This is a genomic window from Paenibacillus sp. S25 (genome assembly GCF_019454085.1).
In the GTDB taxonomy this organism is placed as follows: domain Bacteria; phylum Bacillota; class Bacilli; order Paenibacillales; family Paenibacillaceae; genus Paenibacillus; species Paenibacillus polymyxa_B.
Map to the genome: position 1 here is coordinate 4,493,445 of NZ_CP073683.1, position 20,695 is coordinate 4,514,139.

18 protein-coding genes are annotated in these 20,695 nt (G+C 45.9%); 3 read left to right on the top strand and 15 right to left on the bottom strand.

Annotated features, from left to right (window positions below; all coding sequences use genetic code 11):
• Window positions 1–80: 80 nt before the first annotated feature.
• The 7 genes from aspS to KAI37_RS19605 form a co-directional block, all read right to left on the bottom strand.
• Window positions 81–1,859: an aspartate--tRNA ligase gene (gene aspS / locus KAI37_RS19575; RefSeq protein WP_220030063.1), complete on the bottom strand. Its 1,779-nt coding sequence runs from the start codon at window positions 1,857–1,859 to the stop codon at window positions 81–83.
• Between the two features lie 84 nt (window positions 1,860–1,943).
• The gene (hisS, locus tag KAI37_RS19580) at window positions 1,944–3,188 is read right to left on the bottom strand and encodes a histidine--tRNA ligase (RefSeq protein WP_220030064.1); all 1,245 of its coding nucleotides are present in this window, start codon (window positions 3,186–3,188) and stop codon (window positions 1,944–1,946) included.
• A 690-nt stretch (window positions 3,189–3,878) separates the two neighbouring features.
• Window positions 3,879–4,349, bottom strand: coding sequence for a hypothetical protein (locus KAI37_RS19585; protein ID WP_220030065.1), 471 nt, complete (start codon window positions 4,347–4,349; stop codon window positions 3,879–3,881).
• Window positions 4,350–4,411: 62 nt separating this feature from the next.
• Window positions 4,412–4,918, bottom strand: a complete 507-nt coding sequence (locus KAI37_RS19590) for a type 1 glutamine amidotransferase domain-containing protein (protein WP_013311559.1) — start codon at window positions 4,916–4,918, stop codon at window positions 4,412–4,414.
• Window positions 4,919–5,149: 231 nt separating this feature from the next.
• Window positions 5,150–5,311: a hypothetical protein gene (locus tag KAI37_RS19595; RefSeq protein WP_023989922.1), complete on the bottom strand. Its 162-nt coding sequence runs from the start codon at window positions 5,309–5,311 to the stop codon at window positions 5,150–5,152.
• Window positions 5,312–5,429: 118 nt separating this feature from the next.
• Complete coding sequence (gene dtd, locus KAI37_RS19600) at window positions 5,430–5,876, bottom strand: D-aminoacyl-tRNA deacylase (protein ID WP_220030066.1); 447 nt, start codon at window positions 5,874–5,876, stop codon at window positions 5,430–5,432.
• A 137-nt stretch (window positions 5,877–6,013) separates the two neighbouring features.
• On the bottom strand, window positions 6,014–8,191 hold the full coding sequence (locus KAI37_RS19605; RefSeq protein ID WP_025720225.1) for a RelA/SpoT family protein: 2,178 nt from the start codon (window positions 8,189–8,191) through the stop codon (window positions 6,014–6,016).
• Between the two features lie 269 nt (window positions 8,192–8,460).
• On the opposite strand from KAI37_RS19605, the gene uraA reads away from it, so the two are divergent.
• The gene (uraA, locus tag KAI37_RS19610) at window positions 8,461–9,771 is read left to right on the top strand and encodes a uracil permease (RefSeq protein WP_025720227.1); all 1,311 of its coding nucleotides are present in this window, start codon (window positions 8,461–8,463) and stop codon (window positions 9,769–9,771) included.
• A 530-nt stretch (window positions 9,772–10,301) separates the two neighbouring features.
• Here uraA and KAI37_RS19615 read toward each other — a convergent pair.
• From KAI37_RS19615 to KAI37_RS19640, 6 genes are all read right to left on the bottom strand, one after another.
• Window positions 10,302–10,814, bottom strand: coding sequence for an adenine phosphoribosyltransferase (locus KAI37_RS19615; RefSeq protein WP_028542428.1), 513 nt, complete (start codon window positions 10,812–10,814; stop codon window positions 10,302–10,304).
• Window positions 10,815–10,883: 69 nt separating this feature from the next.
• Complete coding sequence (gene recJ, locus KAI37_RS19620) at window positions 10,884–13,280, bottom strand: single-stranded-DNA-specific exonuclease RecJ (RefSeq protein ID WP_220030067.1); 2,397 nt, start codon at window positions 13,278–13,280, stop codon at window positions 10,884–10,886.
• A 34-nt stretch (window positions 13,281–13,314) separates the two neighbouring features.
• Complete coding sequence (locus KAI37_RS19625; protein ID WP_071642544.1) at window positions 13,315–14,271, bottom strand: cation diffusion facilitator family transporter; 957 nt, start codon at window positions 14,269–14,271, stop codon at window positions 13,315–13,317.
• Between the two features lie 201 nt (window positions 14,272–14,472).
• Window positions 14,473–15,390: a protein translocase subunit SecF gene (secF, locus tag KAI37_RS19630; protein ID WP_076294389.1), complete on the bottom strand. Its 918-nt coding sequence runs from the start codon at window positions 15,388–15,390 to the stop codon at window positions 14,473–14,475.
• Window positions 15,380–16,636, bottom strand: a complete 1,257-nt coding sequence (gene secD / locus KAI37_RS19635; protein ID WP_071642546.1) for a protein translocase subunit SecD — start codon at window positions 16,634–16,636, stop codon at window positions 15,380–15,382. Before secD ends, secF begins: the two co-directional genes overlap by 11 nt.
• 90 nt (window positions 16,637–16,726) lie before the next feature.
• The gene (locus KAI37_RS19640; RefSeq protein WP_013311570.1) at window positions 16,727–16,984 is read right to left on the bottom strand and encodes a post-transcriptional regulator; all 258 of its coding nucleotides are present in this window, start codon (window positions 16,982–16,984) and stop codon (window positions 16,727–16,729) included.
• Window positions 16,985–17,291: 307 nt separating this feature from the next.
• On the opposite strand from KAI37_RS19640, the gene spoVB reads away from it, so the two are divergent.
• Window positions 17,292–18,866 (top strand): stage V sporulation protein B, encoded by a 1,575-nt coding sequence (gene spoVB / locus KAI37_RS19645; RefSeq protein WP_220030068.1) that lies wholly within the window; start codon window positions 17,292–17,294, stop codon window positions 18,864–18,866.
• Between the two features lie 5 nt (window positions 18,867–18,871).
• Here spoVB and KAI37_RS19650 read toward each other — a convergent pair whose 3' ends face one another.
• Window positions 18,872–19,648, bottom strand: coding sequence for a YetF domain-containing protein (locus KAI37_RS19650; protein WP_220030069.1), 777 nt, complete (start codon window positions 19,646–19,648; stop codon window positions 18,872–18,874).
• A 206-nt stretch (window positions 19,649–19,854) separates the two neighbouring features.
• Here KAI37_RS19650 and KAI37_RS19655 point away from each other — a divergent pair, with 206 nt between their 5' ends.
• Window positions 19,855–20,244: a TIGR04086 family membrane protein gene (locus KAI37_RS19655; RefSeq protein WP_023989933.1), complete on the top strand. Its 390-nt coding sequence runs from the start codon at window positions 19,855–19,857 to the stop codon at window positions 20,242–20,244.
• 88 nt (window positions 20,245–20,332) lie between these two features.
• On the opposite strand, the gene yajC is transcribed toward KAI37_RS19655, so the two are convergent.
• The gene (gene yajC, locus KAI37_RS19660; protein WP_013311574.1) at window positions 20,333–20,668 is read right to left on the bottom strand and encodes a preprotein translocase subunit YajC; all 336 of its coding nucleotides are present in this window, start codon (window positions 20,666–20,668) and stop codon (window positions 20,333–20,335) included.
• Window positions 20,669–20,695: the final 27 nt, after the last annotated feature.

The window sequence follows — 20,695 nt, forward strand, 5'->3', positions numbered from 1 at the left end:
CCCATTATCCATATGAGGGTAACGGGTTCATGGCATTCTATAAGCTAATCACATGCCAATGGATGGCACTTGCAAACGTCTTAAGCTTTAGGAGCAACAGGCTTTGGAGCAATACGGATATGAAGCTGTTCCAATTGAGCTTGATCTACTTTGGCTGGTGCATCCATAAGCAGGTCTGTCGCACTAGCTGTTTTCGGGAATGCAATCGTTTCGCGCAGGTTTGTACGACCTGCAAGCAACATCACAAGGCGGTCAAAACCGAAGGCAATACCACCATGTGGAGGCGTACCATATTCGAACGCATCCAACAGATAGCCGAATTTATCAGTAACTTCTTCCGGCGCCAGGTTGAGAGCTTTGAACATTTTTTCCTGAACATCACGTTTGTAAATCCGCATCGAGCCGCCGCCCACTTCGTAGCCGTTCAGTACGATGTCATAAGCTTGAGCACGAACTTGACCTGGATCGGTATCCAAGAGGCCAAGGTCTTCGTCCTTCGGACGAGTGAACGGATGGTGTTCCGCCACATAACGTTTTTGTTCTTCGTCATAGCCGAGAAGCGGGAAGTCTACAACCCAAGCAAATTTAAATTTGTTATCGTCGATGAGACCTAAATGACGGCCAATTTTCAAACGAAGTGCGCCCAATACATCAGCAACTACCTTTTTATTATCCGCAGAGAAGAGTAACAGATCGCCTTCCTCGGCTCCTGTGCGCTCCTTCAATGCTTCGATTTCTTCCGGTGTGAAGAATTTAACGATAGGCCCCTTGAATTCGCCTTCCTTCACTTGAATCCAAGCCAAGCCTTTAGCTCCATAGCGTGCAGCATAAGGACCCAGGTCATCAATGTCCTTACGACTCCAAGTGCCACATCCTTTGGCATTGAGGACTTTTACTTCGCCACCCTTTTCAATTACGGAAGCGAATACTTTTACACCACTAGTTGCCACGATATCATTGACTTTAATCAACTCCATGCCAAAACGCAGGTCTGGTTTGTCCGAGCCGTATTTGTCCATCGCATCGGCATGTGTAATCCGTTGGAACGGTGTTTCCAGTTCTACCCCAACGGTTTCTTTGAACAATTTCACCATAAGACGCTCCATCATTGGCAGCAAGTCATCCTGTTGCATGAAGGAGGTCTCGATGTCGACCTGCGTAAATTCAGGCTGACGGTCAGCACGCAAATCTTCATCACGGAAACAACGTGCAATTTGGTAGTAGCGCTCCAGGCCACCCACCATCAGCAATTGCTTGTACAGTTGTGGCGATTGTGGCAAGGCGAAAAACTCACCTTCATGCACCCGGCTAGGTACCAGATAATCACGTGCGCCCTCTGGGGAGCTTTTCGTCAAAATTGGTGTTTCCACCTCGACGAACTCTTCTCCGTCCAGGAAGTCACGGAATATTTTTGCTGCTTTGGAGCGCAGTTTCAACGTCTGGTACATTTCCGGACGACGCAGGTCCAAATAACGGTATTTCAAACGCAGAGACTCGTCCACTTCTACACCATTTTCAATGAAGAACGGAGGTGTTTTGGACGCATTCAATACTTCGATTTCAGTGACACGCACTTCAATTTCACCTGTAGGCAGGTTCGGGTTAATCGTTTCTGCATCACGCTTAACAATAGTACCGGTAACTTCAAGCACATATTCACTACGAACACGATCCGCAATTTGCAGTGCGTCACCGGAATATGCCGGATTAAACACGATTTGTACAATTCCGCTACGGTCGCGCAGGTCAATAAAAAGCACGCCCCCCAAATCACGACGGGTTTGTACCCAACCGTTCAATGTAACTGTTTCTCCGATATGCGCATGGGTCAATGCGCCGCACTCATGACTCCTTTTCATAATACACACTCCTGTTTATGTTTAGTAGTTAATGCTATATGACAACCAGAAGAAGCTCCACTGATTGATGTTACATCATTTTGTTTATCCTAATTCTTCCACCAGCTGATCCAGCTTAACGGTACGCTGCTCGCCAGTTTCCATGTTTTTCAGTGCAATTTCACCTTGAACCAGCTCATCCTCACCCAGAATCGCAGTATACCTTGCTTTAAAGCGATCGGCTGATTTCATCTGTGCCTTCATTTTACGCCCCAGATAATCTCGTTCTGCGGAAAATCCGGCTTGACGCAACTTGAATAGTTGTTTGGTTACTTCCATTTCTGCTGCTTCTCCCAGCGCTACCATATAGATATCTAACGGCTTGGCTTCGTTCAGTTTGACACCTTGATGCTCCAGGATCAGCTGAATTCGCTCCAGTCCAATGCCAAAACCAATGCCCGGCTGATCTGGTCCGCCCAGATCTCCAACCAATCCGTTGTAGCGGCCGCCTCCACCGATCGTGTCTATGGCACCAATTCCTTCAGCTTTGAATTCGAACGCTGTCAACGTATAATAATCCAGCCCCCGTACCAAACGCGGGTTAACTGTATATTCCACGCCCATGGCATCCAAATTTTGCTTCACTTTCTCAAAGTGTGTGCGAGATTCCTCGTCCAAGCTATCCAAAATCGAAGGTGCACCTCCAAATTTGTCCTGGTCATCTTTGCTATCCAGCACTCGCAGCGGATTACGCTCAATGCGTGCTTGGCTCTCCTTGGTCAACGTATCCTTAATTGGCATCAAGAAGTCCACCAGATGCTGACGATAAGCTGCCCGGCTGGCTGCATTACCGACGGAGTTAATCTCCACCTGTACTCCTTTCAAGCCCAGCTCACGGCAGAATTGATACCCGAAAGCAATAACTTCTGCATCCAACGCCGGATCGACCGCACCAAATGCTTCAATTCCAAATTGGTGAAACTGGCGCTGACGCCCAGCCTGTGGACGCTCATACCGGAACATCGGGCCGATATAATACAGCTTAGTTACATCCGGCTCCCCGTATAGTTTGTTCTCCACATAGGAGCGGACAACCCCTGCCGTTCCTTCCGGACGCAAAGTCATGCTGCGCTTCCCTTTATCCTCAAAAGTATACATTTCTTTTTCCACCACATCCGTCGTTTCACCCACACCTCGAACGAACAAATTCGTTTGTTCGAACATTGGCGTACGAATCTCTCGGTAATTAAAGCGGCGGCTAATCTCACGGGCTTTTTCCTCGACAACTTGCCACTTTTCTACACTGCCCGGCAGCAAATCCTGTGTTCCTGTCGGTTTTTGAAAGGCCATTAACGTATCCCCCCATCGTTGTATTTCGTATTGTGCACTTTCCTCTTGCTCCACTTTCAATATAAAACAAAAAATCCCTCGTCCTGTTAACATTAACAGGGACGAGGGATTGTCGTTTACAATCACCCGTGGTACCACCCACATTCCGGAGTTTGCCCAGACAACCAGCATAAGAATCACTCATTGCCCGTCAGCATTATACTGACTCCGCTCATACGTATAACGCCCGTAACGCGCAGTACGGCTATTATGCAGGACCATCCACTGTCGGCACAGTTGCAATGTACTTTCAGTAGGGTTTCCTCAATTGTTCGCCGCCTGTTCTCGGGGAGGTCATTCATCCGCTCATCAAGGGAATTTTTACAGCCTGGAAATTCCTCTCTGCGCTTGTGGGTTCGGAGTACTTGGTCCCGTCATCAAATCATTTTTCATTATTTTATGATTTTAATGAACCGCTTCGACAAAGTCAAGACATTCTCCCTATAATCGGACAAATAAGGCTTATAAAAAGAAAATAACCTGCGGAAACGGTCCGCAGGTTTAAAAAAAGATATATCAAAAGGGGGTCATGCTGTTATTATAAACAACGAATATTAAGGAATGATGTTTCGAATATTACAATTGTATTACAGTCACTCTTTTGTGGCTAAATCCCTCAAGTATCGACAATCTTGTGGGGCGCTCTCAGCTTTAATCCAACTGCGATACATATCCACGATTGGAACGTAGCTTATAAATGACCTCATCATAATCGGCATCATTCACCTTTGCTGATAATACATACCGCAATTCATCTTGATCACCGTTAATATACACATTTGTCGCACGGAGCAACCCTCCGTCATGATTCGTTGTTCCGTTCCGATCTTCATCCAGATCCCTTTGGGCTGAGCCAGAGTTAATCTGGCCATCCTTCACATCTGGTAGAATATTCTCGCCATAAACACCCGCCGCAGGGATTGCCGCGCCCGCAGAGCCTCCTGTGCTCACAGAGCCTGTATTGTTATAGGGGACCAGCGGAATTATAACTCTTGTCTCCCGGCCGAGCGCATCATCCAAAGCACCTACTTCCAAATGTTCAGTTCTATAAGCTTGAAGCGAAGCTCTGGCACCCTCAGCTTCATCTTCTGTGCGAAAATAAGCCTGAATCTGTTTTGCCATATCAAATCCTCCTCGTTTGGGAATTGTACTGGCATTAATCTAAGAAAATATTTGCGTTCAAATTACAATACTTTTAATAACTCACGCACAAAGGCTGGCTCATCCTTAGGGGTCCGAGACGTAATAAAGTTACCGTCCACAACCGCCTCTCGATCCTCAAAATGAGCACCCGCATTAATCAAGTCATCTTTCAATGGAGGATAAGCTGTAATCGTCCGGCCTTGTAACAAATCAGCACTCGCCAAAATTTGTGGCCCGTGACAGATAGCGCCTATCGTTTTTTTGGACTCATTAATTTCAGTCACAAATTTCAGAACATTTGCATCCAGTCGTAGATTTTCCGGGGAGGATCCGCCGGGAATAACAACTGCATCATAATCACTTGATTTCACATCTGCAATGGCTTTTTCAATAGTGTAGCTTGCTTTACCTTGCTTACCGCTCACTTTCTCACCTTGCTTCAGCCCAACAATATCTGCCTCATGTCCAGCCTTTTTTAATTCATCATAAGGTACCTTCATTTCGGAATCTTCAAATTGGTCAGCCAATAAAAATGCAATTTTACTCATTAATGTTCAGATCTCCTTTCCGGTTATCCTCAAAACAAGTTTAAAATTAAGTTTGTTTGTCTAGCACGCTTTGTTATTACCCGCTTGATCAGTTTTTATAACAATTCGCAGCGGTGGAAAAGAAAAAGGAGCCTTTCGGCTCCTGCACTAATTCGATGCTACATATTTTATTTTTGACCTCTTTGTGCTGCTTTCGGGTAGCCCCTCATTAACGCTACATTTAACACGATGTTACCTGCGCGGCAAAGCACCGCGTCCCGGCTTGTCGATGGCTGTTGCAACATGCTGTAATAACGTATCAGCATTACGAGTAAGGCTGATTGCCTCCTGCATACTACCGGGAAAAAGCAGCACAGTGCTTCGATGCCCGTCCATTTTTGGGGTTTGACGCATAGCTTCGTCTCTCCTGTCACCCTTAGGCTATCCGCCTGGCTAATCACCAATCGGGATGACATTATGGTCCCTCTGAACAGCTATTTTATTCTACTCAGATCACGCCATGAACGCATAGTTACGAACGTTCGGTATCCAAAATCAGTGTCACTGGGCCCCAGTTCGTCAATGAAACATCCATCATAGCCCCAAAAATTCCCGTTTCTACCTCCAGGCCCTTGGCTCGAAGCTGACTGTTGAAGAAATCATACAGCTTCTCCGCTTCCTCAGGTTTGGCTGCCCCCATAAAGTTAGGCCTTCTTCCTTTACGGCAGTCACCATACAACGTAAATTGAGAGACAGACAAAATGGCTCCACCGACATCCAGAACGCTGTCATTCATTTTACCTTCAGCATCCTCAAATATACGTAATCCCGCTGTTTTATCCGCCAAATAAACGGCATCGGCTGCTGTATCTCCCTGACCAATACCAACCAGCAGCATTAATCCGGTTCCAATCTTGCCGACCAACTTTTGATTCACCGTTACCTGAGCGTCTTTACAGCGCTGAATAATGATCTTCATCGCCTATCCGATATCTCCTTTAACCTTCCCTTTTAAAAGGTGCTCACAGCCGTATTACGGCTCTTTTAGCAGCCTATGGGTCTTTCTACCCAAGATGTGTTACAAAGGCTATAAACCTATCTGTACGCTTAATAAGGTTATTGCATGATCCGATGCACAGTGTATACATCCTTCACCCGTTTAATCCGTTCAACAACAGAATGCAAATGATCCGTGTTGCGAATGAGAATCGTGATGTGAATCATCGCCATTTTATTTTTATCTGTACGACCTGTAACGGCCGAGAAGCTGGTTTTATTCTCAGAAATGGCCTGAAGCACTTCATTCAGCAAACCGTTACGATCATGCCCCGTAATCTCAATATCGACGCTGTAATTGACTTCCGCTGCTTCTTCCCACTCCACTTCAATCACACGCGCCTGGTCTTCGCCCGTACCCGAAGGAATATTCGGGCAATCCGTCCGGTGAACGGATACGCCGCGTCCACGTGTTACATAGCCAATGATGTCATCTCCCGGTACGGGATTACAACATCGTGCAAAACGAACGAGTAAATTATCGACGCCTCTGACGCTGACACCGTTGGTCGGTGTTTTTTTCCGTTCGCCCTGCGGCTTGTACTCCTTGACCTCGGTCGTCAATTCGATCAACCGTGCCTCTTCTTGTTCCTTACGCAGCTTCTCTGTCAAACGTGTACAGACCTGCGCTGCGGTTATACCACCAAAGCCAATCGCAGAAAGCATATCTTCGGAATCGTTAAAAGAGAACTTCTGTGCCACTTCCTGAAGCTTGTCGTCGCTCATCCACACCGATGGCTCGATATCACGTTTTCTTAGCTCACGTTCCAGATTTTCGCGGCCTTTTTCAACATTCTCCTCACGCTTTTCTTTCTTGAACCATTGTTTGATTTTACTGCGCGCGTGAGAGGACTGAGCAATTTTGAGCCAGTCCTGACTAGGTCCATAAGAATGCTTAGACGTCATAATTTCGACAATATCACCGGTTTTAAGCCGATAATCCAAAGGTACGATTCTTCCATTTACCTTAGAGCCAATCGTTCGATTGCCAACTTCGGTATGAATACGGAAAGCAAAGTCCAGCGGAACGGATCCGGCCGGCAACTCAATGACCTCTCCCTTAGGAGTAAACACAAACACAAGGTCTGAGAAAAAGTCCATTTTGAGCGATTCCACAAATTCCGACGCATCTTTCGCTTCATTTTGCAGCTCCAGAATTTCTCGAAAAAAGGTGATTTTATCCTCAAAGTTAGTGTTGTTTGCTCCGTTGCCTTCTTTATAGGCCCAATGGGCCGCAATCCCGAATTCAGCGGTACGGTGCATATCCACTGTGCGAATTTGTACCTCGGTAGGCTCCCCGTTGGGACCTACTACTGTTGTATGAAGAGACTGATACATATTGGCCTTAGGCATAGCGATATAATCTTTAAACCGCCCCGGCATCGGCTTCCACAACGTATGGATAATCCCAAGTGTGGCGTAACAGTCTTTAATGTTATCGACAATAATTCGAATCGCCAGCAAATCATATATTTCATTGAATTGCTTGTTCTTCGTCGTCATTTTTTTAAACACACTGTAAATATGTTTAGGGCGTCCGGACAGATCAGCCTGAATGCCCATCTCTTCCAGCTTCTCTCTGATACGCTGTATGACATTATCAATAAACTGCTCCCGCTCTGCCCGCTTCTTATGCATCAAATTAGCGATGCGATAATACTGCTGAGGATTCAGATAGCGTAGAGCAATATCTTCCATTTCCCATTTAATCGCTGAAATACCCAGTCTGTTTGCAACCGGACAGAAAATCTCTAGTGTTTCATAAGCGATCCGACGCTGGCTTTCCTCTGACTGATATTTCAAAGTACGCATGTTATGCAGACGATCTGCTAACTTAATGACGATGACACGAATGTCCTGCGCCATAGCAATAAACATTTTTCGATAATTTTCGTTCTGTTGTTCTTCCTTGGAACGAAACTGGATACGCTCCAGCTTCGTCAGACCATCGACAAGCATCGCACATGTATCGCCAAAATGCTCGCGAATCTGCGCCAAAGACACCGTCGTATCCTCCACAACGTCATGTAAAAGAGCGGCGATAATGGAGATGGTATCCATCTGCATATTAACGACGATATCAGCAACCGCAAGCGGATGCAGAATATAAGGTTCACCGGACTTACGAGTCTGGCCGGAATGGGCCTGCTCGGCAAAATCATAGGCGTCCCTGATGCGGATAAGATCTGCTTCTCTGGTATAGGCCCCGGCCTTTTTAAGTAATTGCTCTATCCCCATTCTGCTCTATTCCGTGTCCTTTCTATGCAAAATGGAACCCGCCGATCAATGTCGCGCAAAGGTTCCCTTTTAAAAGTGATTTCCTACAATTATGACGGTTAGCACGTCGCACGTCAACTATTACAGGTTTGGCATTGTCGCATTATTCTGTCACACATGGATAAGTAAAATGAGGATTGTTGACGAAATGAAACGAATTATATTGAAAAAATTACGAAAAGTAATTAATGTATATAAGAATAATTGAAAGAACTAAGGAGTGAACTGCGTTGCAACGCGAAATTCAAGTTAATGAAAAGCTACCGGCAGGACCCGGGTTCCTGCTCAGCGTACAGCATTTGTTTGCCATGTTTGGCAGCACTGTGCTGGTGCCGAATATTTTCGGCGTCGATCCCGGCATGATTTTGCTAATGAACGGTATTGGCACATTGTTGTACATATGGATCTGCCGCGGCAAAATTCCCGCCTATCTCGGCTCCAGCTTCGCTTTTATCGCTCCCGTCAGTCTTGTGCTTAAAAACAATCCCGGCGGCAACGGCTATGCTATGGCTCTCGGTGCTTTCATCGTTACAGGTATTATTTTCTGCCTCGTCGCACTGGTGATCAAATATGCCGGAACCCGTTGGCTGGACGTCGTTTTCCCTCCAGCTGTTATGGGCTCCATCGTAGCCTTAATCGGTCTGGAACTGGTTCCGGTTGCAGCAGGCATGGCAGGCATTATCAATGCCGATCCTACTAAAGCCTGGTCTCCAGATCCCAAAACGATTACTCTTTCGCTCGTTACACTCGGGGTCACTGTTCTCGGTGCGGTGTTGTTTCGCGGGTTTGCCAAAATCATTCATATTCTGATTGGTATCGTAGTGGGCTATGTGCTTGCTTATTTTATGGGCATGGTCAATACACAGGCCATTGCAGACGCTCCTTTTTTCGGACATCCTGCAATTACCACTCCAGTTTTTAATACCTCTGCTATGCTGACGATTCTTCCTGTTGCTCTGGTTGTCATCGTAGAGCATATTGGTCACTTACTTGTGACTAGCAACATTGTCGGGCGCGAGTTGTCCAAAGATCCTGGTCTTCATCGCTCACTGCTGGGTAACGGTATTTCCACCGTCATTTCCGGTTTTGTCGGTTCTACACCTAATACGACTTATGGTGAAAATATTGGTGTCATGGCATTAACTAAAGTGTACTCTGTATGGGTCATTGGCGGAGCGGCTGTCATTGCCATCTTGCTGTCCTTCTCAGGCACGTTCTCAGCGATTGTTTCTAATATTCCAGCTCCAGTTATGGGCGGCGTATCCTTACTATTATTCGGTGTCATCGCTGCCTCCGGTCTAAGAATCTTCGTTGAGCAAAAGGTGGATTTCGCCAAGCCAACCAACATGCTGCTTGCGACCATCGTGCTTGTTGTCGGAATCAGCGGTACTACGCTCACTTGGGGCGCTGTAACCTTGAAAGGTATGGCATTGGCTACAATCATCGGCATCATCCTCAGCTTGTTCTTCAAGCTGGTTGACGTGCTCGGCTGGTCCAACGATAAATCGCAGGAACCTCTAACCGAGAAAACACCAGATTGATATCTGTTTTTAAACTTTAAAACGCCGCTCCATGAGGTCACGGATCAATACGCTTGAGCTGTTAAGATAAGCGTGTAAGGATCCGTCTCCCATGGTGTCGGCGTTTTTTTATGCACGACCTTTTTTAAATAGATACTCCTTCATCCATCTCCAGAGCACCCCATTCAAGTTAGTTGCAATAACCGCTTTCACCCTCGATAAGCAACGAGCAGCATTTTGACTTATTTCCGTATCTAGCTTCTGCTTAGCAAAAAATAAAACAAAAATTAATTGAAATTAGTATGACCACTATGCTCCTTATGACCACCTCTGCTCCTTTTTTTATTGTTCATCGACATTTTTGAAATTTTTTTCATACCTATCCCCAACTAAGTGGTTGGTGGTTTAGGCCAATCAAACAATGTCAAACTTAAAACACTGCTAAACAAAATAGTCCGATGGAGCAACTCTTTAGTTAAAGAGATGTTCCATCGGACTATTTAGGCGATCCGCACATAATTATTTCCCGGGAAACCCGGGTTTCAAAATACTTAATACGTAATCAGGGTGAATACATCTACATCAGTCAGTTTCGCCCGGCCGTTTAAGTCAGACAGCTCGATAAGAAAAGCAGCCCCTGCCACATTACCACCAAGCTGGCGTACCAAGTTAACGGATGTAGCAATAGTTCCACCTGTAGCAAGCAGGTCATCAGCAATCAAAACATTTTGGCCTGGCTCTATAGCATCCTTATGCATCGCCAGCGTATCTTTACCATACTCCAAACCGTATGCTTCCTCAATGGTTTCCCCAGGGAGCTTGCCACTTTTACGGATGGGAATAAAACCAACACCAAGCGCATAAGCCAAAGGGGCACCAACAACGAACCCACGTGCTTCTGGCCCTGCGATCAAATCAATTTTCAAATCCGATACCAGTTCCTTCATATCGTTGATAGCCTTGCGGTATAGTTCACCATTTTTCATCAAGGTCGTAATGTCCTTAAAACTAATCCCTGGTTGTGGAAAATCGGAAATCACCCGAATATATTCTTTGTAGTCCAACTTAGTTCCTCCTACTGTAAACTTCAAATTAGTATATACATTTTACAACATAAATTGAGAAATAGTATCTCAAGACGCACCCTTCATAAGCGACATAATCCAGCTCGTCATCTGGGTAGTGTCCGCATCCAACAAGTACTTCTCCATCTCAGCCATATTATACAATTCCTGATAGCGTGGAGAAGCTGTTAAATCCCTCTTAGGCGGATTGGATACAAAACGGAATTGACCATCTGTACGCGTCATAAACTCAAGTTCTTCGAAGATGTCCAATACTTTGGATAACATGCGTACTGAACAGGAACACTGTCGGCTAAGAGCAGGCAGCATTGCCTTTTCATCAATAGGCTGTGTCCCCATTCGGGAAAGCACAACGTAAATACGCTTGAATAGCTCTCTATCGGGGCTTACGAGTCGACCGCCACGCTCACTGACCGAATGAAGGAGAAATACGTTCTCTACATTCTCAAAGGTAGACCATAATGCCTGAAACTGATCCGGTGTATCCGGCGGCTCCAGTACGAACAGCGACTTCACAGAGTGCTGTGCATCTCTTTGACCATCACTGGGAATAACGCTGCCCTCTTTATCGTACAACCATAAGGATTCAGCGTCCACGGAGCCCGAGGAACGAAGCCTAGATGACGGGTGGATCAACACCGCAACGTCTTTCTTTCTTTCCTCTATGCGTGGATGAAAGATCTTGAGTCCCCGCTCTAATTCGGCAAAAGGGTCCGACACTCCACGATAATCAAAAATTTGCGGTGCCTGCACTCGAATGTCCTGCATCATTAGCTGGAGAGACCTTTTACCGTTCCATTCGTTAATTGACAATTCACCCAGCAGATCTATCTCCGTTTGTTGCTGTAAAAAATCAGCCAAATCGCCACGACGGAAGGCAATCGCGTCCAGCGATAAACCTTTCTGATCCAGCAAGAGCTTCACATGATTTTTCTCACGTCCCATTTTACGAGCCTCGCGCAATTGCAGACCCTCTAATACGAATCGTGGAGAAGGATTCCCCATACCAAAAGGCTGAAGTAACTCCAGTTCTTCAACCACTTGCAAAGATACCTCGTCCAAACGACAGACCATATCAGCTTCAGCTACAGGAATGAGATCTTCTGGTGTCAGAATGGAACCCGCATAGCGGTTCAGCTGCTCTTCAAACAATTCCAGATTGTCACGGGACAGCGTCATACCCGCAGCCGAAGGATGACCCCCAAAATGCTCCATAAGCTCATGGCTGTCCGTAAGAGCACTGTAAATATCCAATGCAGGAATAGAACGGGCAGAACCTTTGCATGTACCTGTCTCAGCATCTATCCCAAGAATAATGGTCGGTCGATAATAGCGATCCAATAGCTTGGAGGCCACAATTCCGACAACGCCGACATTCCAGCCTTCACCAGCCAACACAATAACTGATGGTAGCTTGCCTCCATTCAGTTTGGATGCCAATTGCTGCTCGGCTTGCTCCACAATACGTTCGACCACCTGTTGACGCTCACGATTGAGCAGGTCCAGCGCATGCGCAAGTTGGTCTGCTTCTTCCTCATTTTCTGTCGTCAGCAGAGAAACTGCTCGTCCCGCATGATCCAGGCGCCCGCTGGCATTAATCCGCGGAGCCAATGCAAATGCGATGTTGACTGAAGTCACTGTAGATATATCCACGCCCGCTACATGGAGCAACGCACGAATACCCGGAAATGCAGAGTTTCTCATGGATTGAATCCCTCTGCGTACCATCGTCCGATTTTCACCATGTAGTGGCATCAGATCGGCTACCGTGCCGATAGCGGCGATTTCAAACCATTCCACCGGCACCTCACCCAACAACGCCTGAGCGAGCTTGAGGGCAACACCAACACCTGCAAGACCTTTAAATGGGTATGGGCAACCGGGTAGCTTCGGATTAATCAAAGTATATGCCTCGGGAAGTATAGCAGGCGGCTCATGATGATCCGTCACAATAACATCTATCCCCAAGGAAGTTGCATAAGCAATTTGTTCTACTGCACTAATTCCCGTATCTACCGTAATGACCAGTGTAACTCCCTGCTGATGAGCCCAATCAAGGGCATGGTTATGCAGACCATACCCCTCATTAGAACGATGGGGAATATAAATATCATAAGAAGCCTTCAGAAAACGCATGAGCTGAATCATCAATGATGTACTGGATACGCCGTCTGCATCATAATCGCCATAGATTAATATATGCTCGCCACGTTCCAGAGCCTGGCGAATTCTCGGCACGGCCTCTTTCATACCAAGAAGCAGAAAAGGGTCGTGTACATCGTCCACACTTCCGTACAAAAAGCGGTTTGCTTCCCCGGCGGTAGTGACGCCCCGGTTCACTAAAAGCCGGGACAACAATGGTGAAATCCCCAGTTCTTCTGTCAACAGCTGAGCCGCTTCCAGGTTAGCTTCTGGGGTCTTCCATCTGTACTGCGAATGAAGCAATCCTATTCACCTTTCTTTCATAGTCGTCCTGCCCCTACTGAAGCAACGACGACACATCATTATCTGGCAGTTCATGATTGGATTTGTAAGGATATCCGGCTTGATAAGAAATGAACTGCATTTGTACATGGGTCACCTGTGGAAAACGGGCTAACAGTAAATTTTTTGCTCGATCGGCGATTTCCTGCGCTTCCTGTACCGTAATCCGCGGGTTTACACTTATCGTTACATCCACCGTTATGAAATGGCCTGTTTCCTGGGCATGTAAGTGTTCAACCGTTACAATACCATACACCCGTTGAATCGTCTCCATAAAGCGTCGGGAGTCTTCCTCCTGCAAGGGCTGTGCAGGAACCTGGTAAGCGGTATTCATTACCATCAAATACCCTTTACGCAACACCAGACAGGCTACCAGCAAAGCTGCGGTTGGATCAAGATATAATAATGCAGGCCATTCCATTGCTTCGCCAGTCATTGCACCGATCATGCCGATCAATGCAATCAACGATGCATACAGCGAGTAACGTTCATGGTTAGCGTAACGATCTGCTTCCGCTTTATGACCATGTTTAATCGAGTAGCGATATTGAAACTGAAATAGCGCTTCTCTCAACACCAACGCAATAAATACGGTAATTAATGCATACAGACCGGGAGCCTGCGGTTCCGAACTGCTTAATGAACGAACCGCCGAGATAGCTAGCTGAAGACCGCTCATCAGCACTAAAATAGCCAGCACCACAGATATGACCGTCCGAACTTTTTCACCATTCCGCAACCGTGCCAGCATTCCGTGCCCTGTAGCCCCCTTGGAAAACAGAAGCTCCTGCAAACGGGAAGCACTATCCGCAGCCGTGTGCAGTGCATCCCCCATCAACGCTTTGCTGTTTGCCGCATAACCGACGGTTCCCTTTAGAACAGCCAGCGCGAGATTACCTACAATCCCACTCAACGCCGCAGTTTCCAATGATCGGCTGCGTTCGCTATTCACAACGTTTCCCCCTCAATCCTGAACTAACCCTTTCCCAATAAAGCTCCATTCTAAAATAACCGAATTTCTAACAAACAAAAACCATTCACATTTAAGTGTCCACTACTGTGCCTTACTCAAGGTAAATCTCAAAACCTTAGAAAACCGCGCCCAAGCAGACGCGGCTTTCTCTTTAATTTATACTACTGGTATTTGCGTAACTTAAGACTTTGCAGTTTTGGCCGCGCCCCCGCCAGCTGTCGGAGATTTTTGTTTTCCTTTCAAAGCCACCCACAGCGGACTGGCAATGAAAATGGAAGAATAAGCACCAAACAACAAACCAATGACCATCGCAAGGGAGAACATACGGATCGATTCGCCGCCAAATATGAACAAACATAAGGAGGCAATAAACACCGTAAACACGGTTGCAAGTGAACGAGTCATTGTCTGCGCAATACTGTGATCAACTACCTGCTCTAAGTCATCCCTGGACTTCTTCTTCGCAAATCGTAGATTTTCCCGAATACGGTCAAAAATAACGACGGTATCATTAATGGAGAAACCGACAATCGTCAGAATTGCCGTAATAAAGGTCAAATCCACCTCAAGACGGAAAATCGAGAAAATACTAATAACGAGGAAGGCATCATGCAACAACGAAACGATGGCTGCAATGGCAAACCGCCATTCAAACCGGATTGAAATATAGACTGCGATGGCTACACATGCTAGCAATATCGCCCATATTGCATTCCGCTCCAGTTCTTGCGCCATTTCCGTATCCACTGTATTGACCTCAAAGGAAGCCTTCGGATCCAGCTGTTTATTAAAAGAAATCTTAAAATCATTCACTTGCTGATCCGTCAAAACCTGTGAGAAGCGAATACCGAAACGCTCTTTACCCGGTGTATAATCCACCTCTTTACCGATCCCCTGCTTGTCCAGCAAAGTTTGGATCTGTTTCTGTGTAACGACTTTAGTCAAATTGACATCCACATTGGAACCGGAACGAAAGTCTACCCCGTAATTCAAGCCGAATATCGACAAGCTCAGAATACCAAGCAGTGTGATAATAATCGAGAACGTGTAAAACCACTTGCTCATCTTGATATATTTATAGTCCCAATTAAAGCGCACTAATATCACTCTCCTTCACACCAAAATACTTGGGCTTCTTCACAGCATCCGCTTTAACCAGCAGATTGAGCAAGAAGCGGGAGAAGAAGATATTCGTCAAGATACTGGTGACAATATCAACGATAAGCACCAGAGCGAAACCTCTAACGGAGCCTGTTCCGAGACCAAACATAACCGCTGCCGCTATAATTGTCGTAATATTGGCATCCATAACGGTACGGAACGAAGCCTTACTACCTGCGATAACGGAAGAACGAATCGTTTTGCCTGTCTTAATTTCTTCTTTAATCCGTTCATACGTAATAATATTGGCATCGACTGCCATCCCGATCCCGAGCACGAAGGCGGCGATACCTGGGAGTGTGAGTACGAATCCACCCAAGTAGAAGATCGCGAGTACCAGCCAAGTATGAACGATCAGACAGAAGCTGGCCACTAGGCCCGGTACACGGAACATCGCAATCATAAATACAAGAATAATGATCGAGCCGATCAACCCAGCACGAATCGTTTGATCCAGTGACAATTGACCCAGCGTAGCACCTACACTCTGAGAATATTTTTCCGTCAGTTTGAGCGGAAGGGCACCCAAATTAATCGTATCCGCCAGTTTATTCGCTTCATCACGAGTGTAGCTACCTGTGATTGACGCGCTACCGTCCGTTAATTCCCCACGTACTGTAGGTGCAGACAGCAATTCCTGATCCAGGAAAATAGCTAATTCTTTATTCAGAAGTCGCTTTGTGATTTCTGCAAATTTAGCTTTGTCCTTCACTTTGATACTAATCTCAGGTTGGTTCAGCTGGTCAAAGCCGACAACAGCACCATTCTCCACAAAATCATTACCGCGGAGCTCAATTTTGCTGTATTGGCCTGGCTTTTTAGCATCTGCTGCCGTTGCACTGCGGAACGTTAATTCTGCAGGTTTTTTCAACATGGAGCGGACTTCTGCCTCATTAGTGACACCAGCAAGCCGCACGCGAATACGGTTGCTCCCCTCTGTTGTTACTTCCGGCTCAGTCGTACCGAGCGCATTAATCCGTCTCTCCAGACTTTGAGCTGTTTGTATAAGAGACTGTCTGGTTACACTCTGCCCGGCTTCCAAAGGCTGGGCTTCATATAAAATTTCAAAGCCTCCCTTTAAATCGAGGCCTAATTTTAAACTGTTCAGTAGGCCCGGGCTTGTCCCGATCATAACACCAGTAGTTATGAGCACGACCACGATGAAACTTAGAATTCTCTTCATTCCGTCCCATGTTCCCCTTTCATTCTCAATATTCCTATTATAGCTACCCCTCAAAAAGCAGTCAATTTGAACGCAAAAAAAGACCCCCTTCTATTCGAAAGTGGAGCCCCGTAATGCGGACATAGTCAAATAGTTCATAAAGCTCGTCGCTTTAAGGGAAAGTATATCGTTAACGAGCTTGTGCAGCGGAGGGATACCCTCCTTTTCATATTTATGGCTGACGCAATTCCACACGTCCTTACTTGTGACATGCTCATAGCCTACGAGAATCAACTCGTCCGCCTTACTTTGACAGAGCATCTCAATTGCGTCATCCCAATCCTGCTCATCCAGCTCTTCCATACCCACGATGGCCGTTCCTCCTCCCAGCGACTACCGGTTCCGCAGATCAGCAATTAGCGGGGTCATTGACTGCTTTGTAGAACATTTCTGTCCTGATCCTGGAAAACCCTTCTTTTCGTTGAAAATAGCCTTAAATCAACAATATATGCATTCATTTCGCTCGTCAATAGCAGAATTCACCACTCTCCCTCTTGTTGTCTAAATCACTTTGTTTCTGAACGGAAAAGCTTGTCATGAAGATGGACAGGTCCAGCATATCTTCTAAAGTAATGTATAGACGCAGAATTACATTTTGGGGAAGAGGGAGTTGCGATTGAAAAAGCAGACATTCATCCATGGAGCAATTATTTTATTGGCAGCAGGAATTATCAACCGGATACTAGGTTTTATTCCCCGAATCGCACTCCCGCGTATCATCGGCCCCGAAGGAGTTGGCTTGTACCAACAGGGGTATCCCTTTTTTATCGTTCTGGTGACGCTTATTACAGGGGGTATCCCTCTTGCTGTAGCCAAGCTTGTAGCAGAAGCAGAAACGGCGGGACAGCCCGAAATGTCGCGACGTATTTTGCACACCAGCCTGCGCTTCACCATCACACTCAGTCTAATCGCCATGGTGCTCTGTCTTGTGTTCGCGCCTTGGATCACAAGCCATCTCCTGACCGACAGCCGCGTGTATTATACATTCGTGAGCATGAGCCCAATGATTGTCATTGTAGCGGTTTCCTCAGCTTATAGGGGCTATTTTCAGGGAAAGCAAAATATGATTCCTTCCGCCACCTCCTCCATTGCGGAGACCGTTATGCGCATTTTTTGTGTCATTTGGTTTGCTTACTTGTTACTTCCCCATGGGGTAGCCTACGCTGCTGCAGGTGCCATGCTCGGTGCTCTGGCGGGGGAATTCATTGGCATGATTGTGCTGCTATGGCAATACGTGTGTAACCATCGAAAAGATCGCATCCTTCAGCCGAAGTCGCCTATCCCCTCCTCTGAGGTTCATCCCGAGCAATCATCCGTTTTGTCACGTCTTATGTCTATATCCGTTCCCGTTACTGCTGGAAGGCTTGTTGGTTCCTTATCCTATTTGCTCGAATCTATCTTGTGCATGCGTAGCCTCGCCGTAGCAGGCATAGCAACTGGCGTGGCAACCGCACAATATGGAGCCATGCAGGGCATGGTCATTCCTGTATTATTACTACCTGGAGTTCTTACCAGTTCACTAGCTGTTTCACTCGTTCCTTCGTTATCCGAAGCAGCAGCCAAGGGGCATATTACTGCCATTCACAAACGTCTACATCAATCGCTTCGGCTCGCTTTGGTTGCAGGAGCCCCATTTGCCGTAATCATGTATGTTTTGGCAGAACCTCTGTGTCTGCTACTCTATAATAATGGCGATATTGCAGGCATGCTTAAGCTCATGGCACCTTTTGCACTTTTTATGTACATTCAGGCCCCGCTTCAGGCAGCACTTCAGGCATTAGACCGTCCTGGAAGTGCCTTATTAAATACCTTTATCGGAGCCGTTATCAAAATTGCGCTAATCGTCTGGCTTGCTTCCCAACCTCAGTACGGTATCTACGGAGCTGTCATTGCCATTTGTATTAACAGTGCCATTGTTACACTCCTTCATGGCTTCAGTGTCAGCAGACTGCTTCGCTTCCGCGTACGTTTGCTCGATTTCTGGAAGACCGGGATAGGTATGATCATCATGGCAGCAGCAGTATTATATACCTACAGACATCTAACGATGTTCGACCAAATGTGGCTTCAGTTTATTTTTGCCGCAGGTTTGGGAATTATACTGTACCTTTTCCTAATGACCTTGATCAAAATGATTGATTGGGACAACCTTACACGCATTCCACTCCTGAGAAGATGGTTTAAAGCGTAAGAAATCTAATCCGAAGATTTTCCATAGGCCGGTGGTGTAATATACACATCACCTCTATGGTTAACCGAGCATAAAAAAACATCTTTAAAATCTTTGTGTCCCTTTGCTTGAATCTGATTTTTAAGCCAAAAACGGTTCATATCCATCCGTTCCAAATTTCGATCCAGCACCTTGCCATCCATGATTAATGGAATAGGCAGTCCCTCATATCTAAACTTTCCACCGATTTGTGGAGAAGGATGAACTTTATTCACCTGTTGCTCTTTGTTTATCACATCTGTTCCGTTTAATTCTTGCTTTATTTTTCCGTGTTCCACTCCATCGTTATCATCCTTACCTATAACCGTTAGCTTACCTGTCGTTTCCAAAATAACATATTCGACTTCATCCAGACTTTCTATATTTTGTTCACGAAGTTGTAACAGCAAGTCATCTAAATTGTAACGTTGTTTCACCATTTCGTCCTTGTTTAATTGTCCATTGGAGTACAATACACTGGGCCTACCATCAAATAGTAAGCGCAGTCGCCGACTTTTCAGACTGAAAAATGAAATCCCGATTTGCAAAATTAACAGCACTCCTAAAGGAATCAGCCCTTCATAAAGAGGACGTTTTATATCCTCCAGGCTGAATACAGCAATTTCTGCAATCATAATCGATATGACGAGATCGAAAACAGACAATTTGCCGATCTCCCTTTTACCCATCAAGCGCATCACCAGATATACAATAAAATACATGAGCAGCGTCCGAAAAATATGAGCAAAAATATCGTGACTCAATATGTTCGCCTCCTCCCCTGTACTTGCAATAAGACATTAGTCGTTCATTGTACACGTATTCTGACCGTTCCTCACTTGGCTCATACAAAAAACAAAAGGCTAAATTATTGAAATAAAGAGAAAGACTGCTTGCGACTTGGTACTAAGCAGGGAGGCTTGGCCATAGAATGATAATAGTTCAAACCTTGGTACAGGAGGAATTATCAATGGAGCTCATTCGCCGCTGGTGTTCGTTTCGTCTGGCCCATCCCATTTTATCCGGCTTATTTTATGCTTTTGCATGGATGCTGCTTGGCGCATTGATTCTTTCACTACTCTTGTGGCTGACACAGATGCAGGAACAGGACTTATCATTGTATACGTACATCGTCCACGCATTCGCCATGCTATCTGGCGGCTTCGTCGCCGGTAAAAGATCCACAAACAAAGGCTGGTATCAAGGCGGTATTACAGGCATCCTGTATGGACTAATCGTTTTGCTGGTCGGTTTTCTGGCATTGGATGCGGGCATGAACGGCAAGGACCTGTTACACTTAGCTTTCGCGTTTGTCATAGGTGCAGGTGGTGGGATGTTTGGCATTAATCTCAGCAAGTAATCAAAATGTTTGTATCCATGTAATAAAACAACACAAAAAAACCGAGCCTCCTCAAAGGCTCGGTTTTTGCATAACGGTCAGAAGTATTTTACGATTTGGAAACAACTTCCTCAGATGCCGTGTCTTTTGCAATCGCATTACTAATTGCACTGCGGTCAAAGGTCAGCTTCGTGACATCATTCACACGCAAAACTACTACATCATCCGTAATCTCCACAATTGTACCGTGAAGACCTCCGATCGTAATTACTTTATCTCCCTTTTTCAAAGCTTGAAGCATCGTTTGACGCTGCTTTTGTTTTTTCTGATTCGGGCGAATCAGCAAGAAATAGAAGATTACAAACATCAGAGCCAGTGGCCAGATCATTTGAAAAAGTCCGCCAGTTCCACCGGGTGCAGCAGCGGCTGTAGCAAAATGAAACATGTTAAATCCCCCTTTCGTATACTCTAC

Excerpts from the sequence above, each read along its gene's own strand:
- aspS (WP_220030063.1), bottom strand. The coding sequence starts at position 1,859 with ATGAAAAGGAGTCATGAGTGCGGCGCATTGACCCATGCGCATATCGGA.
- hisS (WP_220030064.1), bottom strand. The coding sequence starts at position 3,188 with ATGGCCTTTCAAAAACCGACAGGAACACAGGATTTGCTGCCGGGCAGT.
- KAI37_RS19585 (WP_220030065.1), bottom strand. The coding sequence starts at position 4,349 with ATGGCAAAACAGATTCAGGCTTATTTTCGCACAGAAGATGAAGCTGAG.
- KAI37_RS19590 (WP_013311559.1), bottom strand. The coding sequence starts at position 4,918 with ATGAGTAAAATTGCATTTTTATTGGCTGACCAATTTGAAGATTCCGAA.
- KAI37_RS19595 (WP_023989922.1), bottom strand. The coding sequence starts at position 5,311 with ATGCGTCAAACCCCAAAAATGGACGGGCATCGAAGCACTGTGCTGCTT.
- dtd (WP_220030066.1), bottom strand. The coding sequence starts at position 5,876 with ATGAAGATCATTATTCAGCGCTGTAAAGACGCTCAGGTAACGGTGAAT.
- KAI37_RS19605 (WP_025720225.1), bottom strand. The coding sequence starts at position 8,191 with ATGGGGATAGAGCAATTACTTAAAAAGGCCGGGGCCTATACCAGAGAA.
- secD (WP_071642546.1), bottom strand. The coding sequence starts at position 16,636 with ATGAAGAGAATTCTAAGTTTCATCGTGGTCGTGCTCATAACTACTGGT.
- KAI37_RS19655 (WP_023989933.1), top strand. The coding sequence starts at position 19,855 with ATGGAGCTCATTCGCCGCTGGTGTTCGTTTCGTCTGGCCCATCCCATT.
- yajC (WP_013311574.1), bottom strand. The coding sequence starts at position 20,668 with ATGTTTCATTTTGCTACAGCCGCTGCTGCACCCGGTGGAACTGGCGGA.